The organism is Pseudomonas sp. Tun-23181 (assembly GCF_057415455.1).
In genome coordinates this window covers 4,985,577-4,998,908 of sequence record NZ_CM171630.1, presented here as the reverse complement: position 1 = coordinate 4,998,908, position 13,332 = coordinate 4,985,577, and the positions used below count along the sequence as shown (strand labels likewise).

The 13,332-nt window shown below is 65.4% G+C and carries 13 protein-coding genes; 1 reads left to right on the top strand and 12 read right to left on the bottom strand.

Features of this window, described 5'->3' with window-relative positions; translation table 11 throughout:
- Position 1: 1 nt before the first annotated feature.
- The 5 genes from surE to ACDI39_RS23540 form a co-directional block, all read right to left on the bottom strand.
- Positions 2 to 751: a 5'/3'-nucleotidase SurE gene (surE, locus tag ACDI39_RS23560; protein ID WP_225787359.1), complete on the bottom strand. Its 750-nt coding sequence runs from the start codon at positions 749 to 751 to the stop codon at positions 2 to 4.
- Positions 739 to 1,797, bottom strand: coding sequence for a tRNA pseudouridine(13) synthase TruD (gene truD / locus ACDI39_RS23555; RefSeq protein ID WP_225787358.1), 1,059 nt, complete (start codon positions 1,795 to 1,797; stop codon positions 739 to 741). The genes surE and truD overlap by 13 nt, the downstream gene beginning before the upstream one ends.
- The gene (ispF, locus tag ACDI39_RS23550; RefSeq protein WP_225787357.1) at positions 1,794 to 2,267 is read right to left on the bottom strand and encodes a 2-C-methyl-D-erythritol 2,4-cyclodiphosphate synthase; all 474 of its coding nucleotides are present in this window, start codon (positions 2,265 to 2,267) and stop codon (positions 1,794 to 1,796) included. Before ispF ends, truD begins: the two co-directional genes overlap by 4 nt.
- Before the next feature lie 132 nt (positions 2,268 to 2,399).
- Complete coding sequence (gene fghA / locus ACDI39_RS23545; RefSeq protein WP_253079940.1) at positions 2,400 to 3,254, bottom strand: S-formylglutathione hydrolase; 855 nt, start codon at positions 3,252 to 3,254, stop codon at positions 2,400 to 2,402.
- Positions 3,255 to 3,262: 8 nt separating this feature from the next.
- Entirely contained in the window at positions 3,263 to 4,375 is a 1,113-nt protein-coding gene (locus ACDI39_RS23540) for an S-(hydroxymethyl)glutathione dehydrogenase/class III alcohol dehydrogenase (RefSeq protein ID WP_225787355.1), read from the bottom strand.
- A gap of 108 nt (positions 4,376 to 4,483) precedes the next feature.
- Between ACDI39_RS23540 and ACDI39_RS23535 the strand changes: the two genes are divergently transcribed.
- Entirely contained in the window at positions 4,484 to 5,380 is an 897-nt protein-coding gene (locus tag ACDI39_RS23535) for a LysR substrate-binding domain-containing protein (protein ID WP_225787354.1), read from the top strand.
- A 94-nt stretch (positions 5,381 to 5,474) separates the two neighbouring features.
- Here ACDI39_RS23535 and ispD read toward each other — a convergent pair whose 3' ends face one another.
- From ispD to ACDI39_RS23500, 7 genes are all read right to left on the bottom strand, one after another.
- Positions 5,475 to 6,182, bottom strand: coding sequence for a 2-C-methyl-D-erythritol 4-phosphate cytidylyltransferase (gene ispD / locus ACDI39_RS23530; protein ID WP_225787353.1), 708 nt, complete (start codon positions 6,180 to 6,182; stop codon positions 5,475 to 5,477).
- Complete coding sequence (gene ftsB / locus ACDI39_RS23525) at positions 6,179 to 6,460, bottom strand: cell division protein FtsB (RefSeq protein WP_225787352.1); 282 nt, start codon at positions 6,458 to 6,460, stop codon at positions 6,179 to 6,181. The genes ispD and ftsB overlap by 4 nt, the downstream gene beginning before the upstream one ends.
- Before the next feature lie 157 nt (positions 6,461 to 6,617).
- The gene (eno, locus tag ACDI39_RS23520) at positions 6,618 to 7,907 is read right to left on the bottom strand and encodes a phosphopyruvate hydratase (RefSeq protein ID WP_225787351.1); all 1,290 of its coding nucleotides are present in this window, start codon (positions 7,905 to 7,907) and stop codon (positions 6,618 to 6,620) included.
- 152 nt (positions 7,908 to 8,059) lie between these two features.
- Positions 8,060 to 8,905 carry a 3-deoxy-8-phosphooctulonate synthase gene (gene kdsA / locus ACDI39_RS23515; RefSeq protein ID WP_225787350.1) on the bottom strand — a complete coding sequence of 282 codons (846 nt, stop codon included), beginning with the start codon at positions 8,903 to 8,905 and terminating at the stop codon, positions 8,060 to 8,062.
- Between the two features lie 3 nt (positions 8,906 to 8,908).
- A complete protein-coding gene (pyrG, locus tag ACDI39_RS23510) occupies positions 8,909 to 10,537 on the bottom strand; it encodes a CTP synthase (RefSeq protein WP_225787349.1) in 1,629 nt (542 codons plus the stop codon).
- A 269-nt stretch (positions 10,538 to 10,806) separates the two neighbouring features.
- A complete protein-coding gene (gene tilS / locus ACDI39_RS23505; RefSeq protein ID WP_253102040.1) occupies positions 10,807 to 12,102 on the bottom strand; it encodes a tRNA lysidine(34) synthetase TilS in 1,296 nt (431 codons plus the stop codon).
- Between the two features lie 233 nt (positions 12,103 to 12,335).
- Positions 12,336 to 13,283, bottom strand: coding sequence for an acetyl-CoA carboxylase carboxyltransferase subunit alpha (locus ACDI39_RS23500; RefSeq protein ID WP_225787347.1), 948 nt, complete (start codon positions 13,281 to 13,283; stop codon positions 12,336 to 12,338).
- Positions 13,284 to 13,332: the final 49 nt, after the last annotated feature.

Genomic DNA, 13,332 nt, shown 5'->3' with positions numbered 1-13,332 from the left:
ATCAGAGCAGTCCCTCCAGCCAGCCGTCCAGACGCTCGAAGGCGTCGTTGAAGGTGCGGTCCAGCTGCAACGGCGTGATCGAGACATAGCCCTGCATCACCGCATGGAAGTCCGTGCCCGGCCCACCGTCCTCGGCATCGCCGGCCACGGCGATCCAGTAGCCTTCCTTGCCCCGGGGGTTGACCACCTTGGTCGGCGCCGCCGCGCGCGCGCGGTGGCCGAGGCGAGTGAGCTGGATACCCCGGATGTGCTCCAAGGGCAGGTTGGGGATGTTGACGTTGAGCACGGTACGCGGCGGCAGCTCCAGGCGCGCCTGGGCCTCTACCAGGCGGCGGGCGATGTAGGCGGCGGTGGGCAGGTTGTCCGGCTGGCGCGACAGCAGCGAGAACGCCAGCGACGTGCCACCGAGGAAACGCCCTTCGAGCGCTGCGGCGACCGTGCCGGAATAGAGCACGTCGTCGCCCAGGTTGGCGCCCAGGTTGATGCCGGAGACGACCATGTCGGGCGTTTCCGGCAGCAGGCCGTTGAGCCCCAGGTGCACGCAGTCGGTGGGCGTGCCGTTGAGGCTGATGAAACCGTTGGCCAGGGTCTGCGGGTGCAGGGGCCTGTCCAGCGTCAGCGAACTACTGGCGCCGCTCTTGTCTTGATCCGGGGCAATCACCACGCACTCGGCATGATCCACCAGCGCAGCGTGCAGCGCGGCGAGGCCGGGTGCGGTAACACCGTCGTCATTCGAAATCAGAATACGCATGGGCTGTCCGTCTGCCCCGCCGGCACCAGATCGACAAGCTCGCGCACCACAACGGTGGCGAAGCATCCGGCCGGAAGGACGAATTCCAGTTGCAGGATATCAGGCTCGGGATAATGCCACGTCAGCCCGCCAATAGGGAGCCGCAGGATACGCCGCTCGTGCTTCATGTCCGCCAGGGCCAGCCACTGGCACAACGCCGGGTGCCGCTCGCCGATGGCGGTTTCCAGTGCCGCGCCAGCCCCGCCAGCAGGTGTAGAACCCGCGCCCCAGAGCGGCCCGGTGGGGTGAAGATCGAGAATGTCCAGGCGCGGATCGGCGCACTCCTGTTCGCCTGCCGCGAAGAAACTACGGCTGTCGGTGAAAGCCAGCAAATCACCGACCTGGGCCCGCTGCCAGCTGCCGTCGGCGACCCGTGCGGCCAAGACCTGGTTGAACAGGTAGCTGCGCGCCGCCGACAACAGGCGCGAACGCAGGTTGCGCTGCTCCGGCAGGGCCGCGCGGGCCGCCCAGTCCTGGGCGTCATGGACATTGCCACCGGCATGGCCGAAGCGCTGGCTGCCGAAGTAGTTCGGCACGCCCTGGCGCTTGAGTTGCTCCAGGCGAGCATCCAGGGCCTGGCGATTCGCCACCAGGGCGGTCAGGCGCAGGGTGAAGCCGTTGGCTGAATGGGCGCCACGCTGCAGCTTGCGCTGGTGGCGCACCCGCTTGAGCACGCGCAGGCTGGCGTCCTCGGCACGCGACAGATCAGGGTCGGCCTTGCCCGGCAGGTGCAGGCTGAACCACTGGCGGGTCAGGGCCTGGCGGTCCTTGAGCCCGGCGTAGCTGATGGCGCGCAGGGGCACGCCGGCAGCACGGGCCAGGCGGCGGGCAGCCTCCTCGGTGTTCAGGTCACGCTTTTCGACCCACAGCCAGAGGTGCTCGCCCTGGCCGGACAAGGGAATGTCCAGCACTTCGTCGACCTGGAAGTCTTCGGCCACCGCCTTGAGCACCGCGCTGCCCAACGCCTCGCCCGATGCACGCGGACCCAGCAGTTCCAGTTCGGTCATGCTGGCAGCAACAGGGCCACCGCGTGCACGGCGATGCCCTCCTCGCGGCCGGTGAAGCCCAGCTTCTCGGTGGTGGTGGCCTTGACGTTGACCTGGTCCAGTTGCACCTGCAAGTCTTCGGCGATCAGCTGGCGCATGGTCTCGATGTGCGGTGCCATCTTCGGCGCCTGGGCGACGATGGTGGCGTCGACGTTGCCGACCTTCCAGCCCTTGGCCTGGACGATGCCGACCACATGGCGCAGCAACACGCGGCTGTCGGCGCCCTTGAACTGCGGGTCGGTGTCGGGAAAATGCTTGCCGATGTCGCCCAGCGCCGCGGCGCCGAGCAGCGCATCGCTCAGGGCGTGCAACAGCACATCGCCGTCGGAATGGGCCAGCAGGCCGTACTTGTGGGGGATACGTACCCCACCCAGGGTAATGAAATCGCCGTCGCAGAAACGGTGCACATCGTAGCCGTGGCCAATACGCATAGAAAAACGCCCCGATTTGAGTCAGGGCGTGATTCTACCTGCTTTGCTCGACCTTGCGCGGATGCTCTTCCCTGCTCTGAGCTGCAAGCAAAAGCACATCGGCGGCGGACTGCTTTTTCTTGCAGCTTGCGGCTAGACCCGGCCCAGCGCTACGGCGTGGTGGCGCAGGTGCTCGTCGATGAAGCTGGCGATGAAGTAGTAGCTATGGTCGTAACCTGGCTGCAGGCGCAGGGTCAGCTCGTGGCCGGCCTTGCGTGCGGCTTGCTCCAGGGCCTCGGGCTTGAGCTGCTTTTCCAGGAAGTCGTCCCGGTCGCCCTGGTCCACTAGCAACGGCGGGCACTGGCCGGACGGCGTCTCGGCCAACAGCACGCTGGCATCCCACTCGCGCCAGCGTGAGCGATCCTCGCCCAGGTAGCGGGAAAACGCCTTCTCGCCCCAGGGGCAGTCCATCGGATTGCTGATCGGCGAGAACGCCGACACCGAACGATAGCGCCCCGGATTGCGCAAGGCGCATACCAGTGCGCCATGACCGCCCATGGAGTGACCGCTGATACTGCGCTGGTCGGACGCAGGGAAATGCGCCTCGACCAGGGCGGGCAGTTCCTCCACCACATAGTCGTGCATGCGGTAGTGCTGGGCCCAGGGTCGCTGGGTGGCATTGAGGTAGAAGCCGGCGCCCAGGCCAAAATCCCAGGCGCCGTCCGGATCGCCCGGCACCTGCTCGCCACGCGGGCTGGTGTCGGGGGCGACGATGATCAGCCCAAGCTCCGCGGCCAGGCGCTGGGCGCCGGCCTTCTGCATGAAGTTCTCGTCGGTGCAGGTCAGGCCGCTGAGCCAGTACAGTACCGGCAGCTTCTCGCCCTGCTCGGCCTGCGGCGGCAGGTAGACGGCGAACACCATGTCGCAGCCCAGCACCTTGGAACTGTGTCGGTAGCGCTTGTGCCAGCCGCCGAAGCTCTTCTGGCAGGAGATGTTTTCCAGGCTCATGGCAGACCTCAGAAGTGGATCACGCTACGGATGCTCTTGCCTTCGTGCATCAGGTCGAAGGCTTTGTTGATGTCCTCCAGGCCCATGGTGTGGGTGATGAAGGTGTCCAGCGGGATCTCGCCCTTCTGCGACATTTCCACGTAGCTTGGCAGTTCGCTGCGGCCACGCACGCCGCCAAAGGCCGAACCGCGCCAGACACGGCCGGTGACCAGCTGGAACGGACGGGTGGAGATCTCCTGGCCGGCACCGGCCACGCCGATGATCACCGACTCGCCCCAGCCCTTGTGGCAGCATTCCAGGGCCGCACGCATCAGTTGGACATTGCCCACGCATTCGAAGGAGAAGTCCACGCCGCCGTCGGTGAGGTCGACGATGACCTCCTGGATCGGGCGGTCATAGTCCTTGGGGTTGACGCAATCGGTGGCACCCAGCTGGCGGGCGATCTCGAACTTGGCCGGATTGATGTCGACGGCGATGATGCGCGAGGCCTTGGCCTTGACCGCGCCGATGATCGCCGACAGGCCGATACCGCCCAGGCCGAAGATGGCCACGGTATCGCCGGGCTTGACCTTGGCGGTGTTGAGCACGGCGCCGATACCGGTGGTCACGCCGCAGCCGAGCAGGCAAACCTTCTCCAGGGGTGCGTCCTTGGCGATCTTGGCCACGGAGATTTCCGGCAGCACGGTGTACTCGGAAAAGGTCGAGGTGCCCATGTAGTGGAACAACTGCTGGCCCTTGTAAGAGAACCGGGTGGTGCCATCCGGCATCAGGCCCTTGCCCTGGGTGGCGCGGATCGCCTGGCACAGGTTGGTCTTGCCGGAGCGGCAGAACTTGCACTGGCCGCATTCGGGGGTATAGAGCGGGATCACATGGTCACCGACCGCCACCGAGGTCACGCCCTCGCCCACCGCCTCGACGACCGCCCCGCCCTCGTGGCCGAGGATCGACGGGAAGATGCCCTCCGGGTCGGCGCCAGACAGGGTGTAGGCGTCGGTGTGGCAGACACCGCTGGCCACCACGCGCAGCAGCACCTCGCCGGCCTTGGGCATGGCCACGTCCACTTCGACGATTTCCAGGGGTTTCTTGGCCTCGAAGGCAACGGCAGCGCGGGACTTGATCATCAAGGGTCTCCAGACAAGGGGAAGGATTCACGCTGGCAGTGTAATTCAGGGGCTTTTCGTGAATAATCCGGCTTGAGTCAAAACATTATTGCCATACAGGGATAATCCATGAGCAGTCGCTGGGAAGGCATCGACGAATTCGTCGCGGTGGCCGAGTCGGGCCAGTTCACCAGCGCGGCCGAACGCCTGGGGGTTTCCTCCTCGCATGTCAGCCGCCAGATCGCCCGTCTGGAGGAGCGCCTGCAGACCCGCCTGCTGTACCGCAGTACCCGGCGCGTGACCCTGAGCGAGGCCGGGCAGACCTTCCTGCAGCATTGCCAACGGCTGCAGGATGGCCGCGAGGAGGCCCTGCGTGCCATGGGCGACCTGGCCAGCGAACCCAAGGGGTTGCTGCGCATGACCTGCGCGGTGGCCTACGGCGAGCGCTTCATCGTGCCGCTGGTGACCCGCTTCCTGGCGCTCTATCCACAATTGCGGGTAGAAGTGGAGTTGAGCAACCGCACCCTTGACCTGCTGCATGAAGGCATGGACCTGGCGATCCGCCTCGGCCGCCTGCAGGACTCACGCCTGGTAGCCACCCGCCTGGCGCCGCGGCGCATGTACCTGTGCGCCTCGCCGGCCTACCTGGAACGCTACGGGCGGCCCCACAGCCTGTCGGAGCTGGCCCGGCACAACTGCCTGATCGGCAGTTCGGACATCTGGGTCCTGCAGCAGGACGGACGCGAGCTGAGCCAACGCGTCCAGGGCAACTGGCGCTGCAACAGCGGGCAGGCGGTGCTGGATGCGGCATTGCTGGGGATGGGGTTGTGCCAGTTGCCGGACTACTACGTGCTCGAGCACCTCAACAGCGGGGCACTGGTGTCGTTGCTGGAGGCGCACCAGCCGCCGAATACCGCAGTATGGGCACTGTATCCGCAACAGCGGCACCTGTCGCCGAAGGTGCGCAGGCTGGTGGACTACCTCAAGGAAGGCTTGGCGCAGTTGCCGGAGTACCGGGCGGCATGAGGTGCCAGGGATTGCGCCTTTGCACAGTTCGGCAAATGCTGCGAAGCGGCCCCAAACGCCGCTAAAGATCTTAACTGACCCGCCAGAGGCTCGATCAGCGCCGGCTGGCCCAGCGCTGGCGCAACCATTCCAGGTCTTCCGGACGGGTCACCTTGATGTTGTCGCTGCGCCCCTCGACCAGTCGCGGTGCGTGGCCGGCCCACTCGATGGCGGATGATTCGTCGGTGACGACCACATCCGCCACCAGGCACTCGGCCAGCGCCCGGTGCAAGGCGCCGAGGCGGAACATCTGCGGGGTATAGGCCTGCCAGATGGTGCTGCGGTCCACCGTGGCGCTGACCCGCCCATTGCCATCGGCACGCTTGAGGGTGTCGCGCGCGGGTACCGCAAGTAAACCTCCCACAGGGTCGCCAGCCAATTCCGACAGGAGCCGGTCCAGATCGCTGCGTGCCAGGTTCGGTCGCGCGGCGTCGTGCACCAGTACCCAATCGTTGTCCGACGCCCCCTGGGCATGCAACAGCAACAACGCATTGAGCACCGAGTCGGCCCGTTCGCGGCCACCGGGCGCTCGCTGGATGCGCGGATCGCCGGCACAGCGCAAGCCGGGCCAGTACGGATCGTCGGCGGCGATACTGACCACCACGCCCTTGAGCGTGGGATGGTCGAGGAAACAGTCCAGGCTATGCTCGAGCAGGGTCTGCCCCCCCAGTTGCAGGTACTGCTTGGGGCGGTCGGCAGCCATGCGGGCGCCAATGCCCGCGGCGGGAATCACGGCCCAGAAGGCCGGTAGTGTCTGGGTCATTTCTGCGGCAGCTGGTAGAGGGTTTCGCCCTCCTTGACCATCCCCAGTTCGTGGCGGGCCCGTTCTTCCACGGTTTCCATACCTTTTTTCAACTCCAGGACTTCGGCGTCGAGCACACGATTGCGCTCCAGCAGCCGCTCGTTCTCCGCTTGCTGCTCGGCAATCTGCTGCTTGAGCTCGGCCACGTGCGCCAGGCTACCGTTACCCACCCACAGGCGATACTGCAGGCCACCGAGCAACAGGAGCAGGACGAGGAACAACCAATAGGGACTGCGCATCAAGATATCCAGAGGTAAAAGGCCGCCGCAGCGAACTTCCAATAGCACGAAGCCTGGCCGAGGCCAGGCTTCGTCGACAGAAACCCGTAAGAAGCGTCTGACTGTTCAGTACGAACGTTCAGACAGCCTCGGCTGCTGCCTTTTTACCATCTCTTGCTCAGCCGCGAAACTCGGCACGACCGCGGTACACCGCCTTGGCCCCCAGTTGCTCTTCGATGCGCAGCAGTTGGTTGTACTTGGAGACGCGGTCGGAACGGCACAGCGAGCCGGTCTTGATCTGGCCGGCAGCGGTACCGACAGCCAGGTCGGCGATGGTCGAGTCCTCGGTTTCGCCCGAACGGTGCGAGATCACCGCGGTGTAGCCGGCGGCCTTGGCCATCTGGATGGCTTCCAGGGTCTCGGTCAGCGAGCCGATCTGGTTGAACTTGATCAGGATCGAGTTGCCGATGCCCTTCTCGATGCCTTCCTTGAGGATCTTGGTGTTGGTCACGAACAGGTCGTCACCGACCAGTTGCACCTTGGCGCCGATCTTGTCGGTGAGGATCTTCCAGCCAGCCCAGTCGGACTCGTCCAGGCCATCTTCGATGGAGATGATCGGGAAGCGCTCGGTCAGGCCCTTCAGGTACTCGGCAAAGCCTTCGGCGTCGAACGACTTGCCTTCGCCGGAGAGGTTGTACTTGCCGTCCTCGTAGAACTCGGAAGCCGCGCAGTCCAGGGCCAGGGTCACGTCGCTGCCCAGCTTGTAGCCGGCCTTCTCGACGGCTTCGGCGATGGCGCCCAGGGCGTCTTCGTTGGAGGTCAGGTTCGGTGCGAAACCACCTTCGTCACCCACGGCGGTGTTCAGGCCACGGGCCTTGAGCACGGCCTTGAGGTGGTGGAAGATCTCGGTGCCCATGCGCAGGGCGTCGGAGAAGGTCTTGGCGCCGACCGGCTGGACCATGAACTCCTGGATGTCGACGTTGTTGTCGGCGTGCTCGCCACCGTTGATGATGTTCATCATCGGCACCGGCATGGAGTACTGACCCGGGGTGCCGTTGAGGTTGGCGATGTGTGCGTACAGCGGCAGCTCCTGGTCCTGGGCAGCGGCCTTGGCGGCGGCCAGGGAGACGGCCAGGATGGCGTTGGCGCCCAGCTTGGCCTTGTTCTCGGTACCGTCCAGCTCGATCATGGCGCGGTCCAGGGCTTTCTGGTCGGCCGGGTCCTTGCCCAGCAGCAGGTCGCGGATCGGGCCGTTGATGTTGGCGACGGCCTTCAGCACGCCCTTGCCCAGGTAACGGCTCTTGTCGCCATCACGCAGCTCCAGCGCTTCGCGCGAGCCAGTGGAAGCACCGGACGGCGCGCAAGCGCTGCCGATGATGCCGTTGTCGAGCAGAACATCGGCTTCCACGGTGGGGTTGCCACGCGAATCGAGAACTTCACGACCTTTGATGTCGACGATTTTTGCCATTGTTGTAAGCACTCCAAAATTGACGAAAACAACGCAGCTTAGGAAATCCGGCCGTTCGCCAGGCAGTTCGTGAACGGGCAGGCCTGGCGAAGGCGACCCCTGACTCATCGGTCAGGGGTGGAACGTGCGGTACTTTACCGGAGAAATGGGCTTTACGCGGTTTCTACCGTCGGAAAACTTTTCACCAGGTCGTCCAGTTGCTTGAGCTGGGCCAGGAACGGCTCCAGCTTGTCCAGGCGCAGGGCGCAGGGACCATCGCACTTGGCGTTATCCGGGTCCGGGTGGGCTTCGAGGAACAGGCCCGCCAGGCCCTGGCTCATGCCAGCCTTGGCCAGGTCGGTGACCTGGGCGCGGCGCCCGCCGGCGGAGTCGGTGCGACCGCCCGGCATCTGCAGGGCGTGGGTCACGTCGAAGAACACCGGGTATTCGAACTGCTTCATGAGGCCGAAGCCGAGCATGTCCACCACCAGGTTGTTGTAGCCGAAGCTCGAACCACGCTCGCAGAGGATCAACTGGTCGTTGCCGGCCTCCACGCACTTGTCCAGGATGTGCTTCATTTCCTGGGGCGCGAGGAACTGAGCCTTCTTGATGTTGATCACCGCGCCGGTCTTGGCCATGGCCACGACCAGGTCGGTCTGGCGCGACAGGAAGGCCGGCAGCTGGATGATGTCGCAGACCTTGGCCACGGGCTCGGCCTGGTAGGGCTCGTGCACGTCGGTGATCACCGGCACCTTGAAGGTCTGCTTGATCTCCTCGAAGATCTTCAGCCCTTCTTCCATGCCCGGGCCACGGAAGGATTTGACCGACGAACGGTTGGCCTTGTCGAAGCTGGCCTTGAACACGTACGGGATGCCGAGCTTCTCGGTCACCCGCACGTATTCCTCGCAGACCTTCAGGGCCAGATCACGGGACTCCAGGACGTTCATGCCGCCGAACAGGACGAACGGCTTGTCGTTGGCGATCTCGATGTTACCGACGCGAATGATCTTCTGGGTCATGGATCAGGCCTTGTTCTTCTGTGCCAGGGCCGCCTTGACGAAGCCACTGAACAGCGGATGGCCGTCACGCGGGGTCGAGGTGAACTCCGGGTGGAACTGGCAGGCGACGAACCAAGGGTGGTCCTTGGATTCGACCACTTCGACCAGGGCACCGTCGCCGGAGCGGCCGGACACCAGCAGGCCAGCGTCGATCATCTGCGGCAGCAGGGTGTTGTTGACCTCGTAGCGGTGGCGGTGGCGTTCGACGATCACGTCCTTGCCATAGCATTCATGGACCTTGGAGCCACCGACGATCTGGCACTCCTGGGCCCCCAGGCGCATGGTGCCGCCCAGGTCGGAGGCTTCGGTACGGGTCTCGACGGCACCGGTGGCATCGGCCCACTCGGTGATCAGGCCGACCACCGGATGGCCGCTGTTGCGGTCGAACTCGGTGGAATTGGCGTCTTTCCAGCCCATGACGTTGCGGGCGAACTCGATGACCGCGACCTGCATGCCCAGGCAGATGCCCAGGTACGGCACCTTGTTCTCGCGGGCGTACTGCACCGCGGTGATCTTGCCTTCCACGCCGCGCAGGCCGAAACCGCCAGGCACGAGAATGGCGTCGGCGCCCTCGAGCAGGCTGGTACCCTGGTTCTCGATGTCTTCGGAGTCGATGTAGCGCAGGTTGACCTTGGTGCGGTTCTGGATACCGGCGTGGCTCATCGCCTCGATCAGCGACTTGTAGGCATCCAGCAGTTCCATGTACTTGCCGACCATGGCGATGGTGACTTCATGCTCGGGGTTGAGCTTGGCGTCCACCACCTTGTCCCACTCGGACAGGTCGGCGCTGCCGCACTGCAGGCCGAAGCGCTCGACCACGAAGTCGTCCAGGCCCTGGGCATGCAGCACGCCCGGGATCTTGTAGATGGTATCGACGTCCTGCAGGGAGATCACCGCACGCTCTTCGACGTTGGTGAACAGGGCGATCTTGCGGCGCGACGAGGCGTCGACCGGGTGGTCGGAACGGCAGATCAGCACGTCCGGCTGCAGGCCGATGGAGCGCAGTTCCTTGACCGAGTGCTGGGTCGGCTTGGTCTTGGTCTCGCCAGCGGTGGCGATGTACGGCACCAGGGTCAGGTGCATCAGCATGGCGCGCTTGGAGCCCACTTCGACGCGCAACTGGCGGATCGCCTCGAGGAACGGCTGCGACTCGATGTCGCCGACGGTGCCGCCGATTTCCACCAGGGCCACGTCGGCATCGCCGGCGCCCTTGATGATGCGGCGCTTGATCTCGTCGGTGATGTGCGGGATGACCTGGATGGTCGCGCCCAGGTAGTCACCACGGCGCTCCTTGCGCAGCACGTGCTCGTAGATACGGCCGGTGGTGAAGTTGTTGTTCTGGGTCATGGTGGTGCGGATGAACCGCTCGTAGTGGCCCAGGTCGAGGTCGGTCTCGGCGCCATCGTGGGTGACGAACACCTCGCCGTGCTGGAACGGGCTCATGGTGCCGGGGTCGACGTTGATGTACGGGTCCAGCTTGAGCATGGTGACCTTGAGCCCCCGCGCCTCCAGGATGGCCGCCAAGGAAGCCGAGGCAATGCCTTTCCCCAATGAAGAAACAACACCGCCCGTGACGAATATGTAGCGCGTCATGAAAAACCCTAGAAGTCTGCGTTAAAGCGGCCAGCGCCGCCGGAGAAAGCGAAGGAAGGCCGAAGCCCCCGATCACCTGCGTCAATCACAGTGCATCTCGAAAAACTGCCGCGTCTGTACAGACCGGGGGCATCCCCGGCATGGAGCTCGCTCGTCATTTTAAGAATCAGCCCAGCAAAAAACTGCTTGGTAATCGGCAACTCCCGTGTTTTCGATGAACCCACAGAAGCTGTATCAAGAAGGGAGGGTAGTCTACCCGAATGTACCCTTCAGCTCAAACCTTGCACGTTCGTCGGCGGCTGCCAGCACAGGCGCACCGCGCCCTGCCCCGGCAAGGGCAGGTTGGCCAGCGCCAGCAGGCGCTCGCCCTGGTACAGCAGCGGCAGGCGCGGGCGCACGAAGTGCGGTACCTGCAGCTCGTTGAGCAGGCGCTTGAGGTCTCGTCGGCCACGGCCAGGCAGGTCGAGCACCTCGCCGCCCTGACGATAGGCGATGGACAATTCGCCAGGCGGGGCCTCGCCTGCCAGGTGCACGCTGCCGTTGCCGGGCAGCGGCAGCACCCCACCAGGATCGTCCCAACCATGCCGGCCCTGCACCGGCGCCAGCCAGGCGCCGCTCAACCACCAGATGCGGCCGTGGCTACGCTGCACCACCCCGTCGGCCAGGCACCATAGCGGCTGGCCGTCCGCCGCAGCGTCACGCAGGCACTCCCAGCCGGCCCAGTGCCGGCTGTCGGGCAGGCGTGTGCGGCTGCTCAGCCAGTACTGCAGGGCATTACGCTGGCGTGCGGGTGACAATGCTGCCAGCGTGGCCAGGTCGAGGGAGTCCAGGCCGAGCCAGGCGAATGGCGCCTGGCCGTGGGCCGCCACCAGGTCGGCGGCGGCCAGGTCGTCCAGCAGACCCAGCGCTTCGCCCAGGTGCTCGGCCGTGCGCGCCAGATTGGCGGCGGCCTGGGGCCAGCGCTGGCGCAGCAGCGGGAAGACCTCGCCACGCAGGTAGTTGCGGGCGAAGGCGGTGTCGGCGTTCGAAGGGTCCTCGATCCATGACAGCCCCCGTGTTCCGGCATATTCAAGCAACGCGGCCCGCGTCACCGCCAGCAGCGGCCTGGCCAACCTGCCCTGCCCCAGCGGCCGCTGCACAGGCATGGCCGCCAGCCCGCGCAGGCCGGCACCGCGTAGCAGGCGAAACAGCAGCGTCTCGGCCTGGTCTTCGCGGTGCTGGCCAGTGAACAGCACCTCGCCCGGCCCCAGTATTGCGGCGAAGGCGGCATAGCGGGCATCGCGGGCGGCCTGCTCGAGGCTGGCGCCAGGGGCGACCTGGACGCGGATCACCTTCAGTTCGATACCCAGGGCGGCGCAGATTGCCTGGCAATGCCCCGGCCAATCGTTGGCGGCGGGCTGCAGGCCATGGTGGACGTGCACGGCACGCAGCGGTGGCGCGTCATGGGTACGGCGGTAGTCGGCCAGCAAGTGCAGCAAGACGGTGGAGTCGAGGCCGCCGGAGAAGGCGACGCACCAGGCAGGGGCATTGAGCCAGGGAGAGAGGGAAGCGGTAAGGTCGATCATGAAGGCCTCGCACGTGAGCGGGGTAGCCCCATTACGCTGCCATTGGGGGCCGCTTCGCCCCTCGCCGGCAAGCCGGCTCCCACAGGGGCCAGCGGTGTTCAAACATCACCTGCCTGGCAGAAGCGCTTGTGGGCGCTTGGGGTTCACACATCGAGTGCCGGGCAGAGGATTCTGTGGGAGCCGGCTTGCCCGAGGGGCTGCAAAGCAGCCCCAGTGCCGCTCGACGGCTGGCCTTAGACGCCGTAGCTCATCAGGCGCTCGTACCGGCGCTCCAGCAGGGCGTCGTAGTCGAACTTGCCGAGCATGTCCAACTGCTCGACCAAATCGGCGCGGATGCTCTCGGACATCTTCGCCGGGTCGCGGTGGGCACCGCCCAGCGGCTCGTTGATGACTTTGTCGACGATGTTCAGGCTCTTCAGGCGCTCGGCGGTGATGCCCATGGCCTCGGCAGCATCGGCAGCCTTGTCGGCGGTCTTCCACAGGATCGAGGCGCAGCCTTCCGGCGAGATCACCGAGTAGGTGGAGTACTGCAGCATGTTCAGCTGGTCGCACACACCGATGGCCAGCGCGCCGCCCGAGCCACCTTCACCGATCACGGTGGCGATGATCGGGGTCTTCAGGCGCGCCATCACGCGCAGGTTCCAGGCGATGGCCTCGCTCTGGTTGCGCTCCTCGGCGTCGATGCCCGGGTAGGCGCCCGGCGTGTCGATGAAGGTGAGGATCGGCATCTTGAAGCGCTCGGCCATTTCCATCAGGCGGCAGGCCTTGCGGTAGCCTTCCGGACGCGGCATACCGAAGTTGCGGCGCACCTTCTCGCGCACTTCACGGCCCTTCTGGTGGCCGATGACCATCACCGGCTTGCCATCCAGGCGCGCGGTACCCCCGACGATCGCGGCGTCGTCGGCGAAATGACGGTCGCCGTGCAGCTCTTCGAACTCGGTGAAGATGTGCTGGATGTAGTCCAGGGTATAGGGGCGGCGTGGGTGACGGGCCAGGCGGGCGATCTGCCAGCTGGTCAGGTTGCCGAAGATGCTTTCGGTGAGGGTGCTGCTCTTGTCTTGCAGACGGGCAATTTCATCGCTGATGTTCAGCGAGTTGTCGTTGCCCACCAGGCGCAGCTCTTCGATCTTGGCTTGCAGGTCGGCAATCGGCTGTTCGAAATCCAGGAAATTCGGGTTCATAGGCATCCGTCTTGGGTCTACGGCCAGGCGGCCGGCCGGTTGATCCGTT

Excerpts from the sequence above, each read along its gene's own strand:
- ispD (WP_225787353.1), bottom strand. The coding sequence starts at position 6,182 with ATGACCCAGACACTACCGGCCTTCTGGGCCGTGATTCCCGCCGCGGGC.
- fghA (WP_253079940.1), bottom strand. The coding sequence starts at position 3,254 with ATGAGCCTGGAAAACATCTCCTGCCAGAAGAGCTTCGGCGGCTGGCAC.
- eno (WP_225787351.1), bottom strand. The coding sequence starts at position 7,907 with ATGGCAAAAATCGTCGACATCAAAGGTCGTGAAGTTCTCGATTCGCGT.
- truD (WP_225787358.1), bottom strand. The coding sequence starts at position 1,797 with ATGACCGAACTGGAACTGCTGGGTCCGCGTGCATCGGGCGAGGCGTTG.
- ACDI39_RS23535 (WP_225787354.1), top strand. The coding sequence starts at position 4,484 with ATGAGCAGTCGCTGGGAAGGCATCGACGAATTCGTCGCGGTGGCCGAG.
- ftsB (WP_225787352.1), bottom strand. The coding sequence starts at position 6,460 with ATGCGCAGTCCCTATTGGTTGTTCCTCGTCCTGCTCCTGTTGCTCGGT.
- surE (WP_225787359.1), bottom strand. The coding sequence starts at position 751 with ATGCGTATTCTGATTTCGAATGACGACGGTGTTACCGCACCCGGCCTC.
- ACDI39_RS23540 (WP_225787355.1), bottom strand. The coding sequence starts at position 4,375 with ATGATCAAGTCCCGCGCTGCCGTTGCCTTCGAGGCCAAGAAACCCCTG.
- ACDI39_RS23500 (WP_225787347.1), bottom strand. The coding sequence starts at position 13,283 with ATGAACCCGAATTTCCTGGATTTCGAACAGCCGATTGCCGACCTGCAA.
- ispF (WP_225787357.1), bottom strand. The coding sequence starts at position 2,267 with ATGCGTATTGGCCACGGCTACGATGTGCACCGTTTCTGCGACGGCGAT.
- tilS (WP_253102040.1), bottom strand. The coding sequence starts at position 12,102 with ATGATCGACCTTACCGCTTCCCTCTCTCCCTGGCTCAATGCCCCTGCC.
- kdsA (WP_225787350.1), bottom strand. The coding sequence starts at position 8,905 with ATGACCCAGAAGATCATTCGCGTCGGTAACATCGAGATCGCCAACGAC.
- pyrG (WP_225787349.1), bottom strand. The coding sequence starts at position 10,537 with ATGACGCGCTACATATTCGTCACGGGCGGTGTTGTTTCTTCATTGGGG.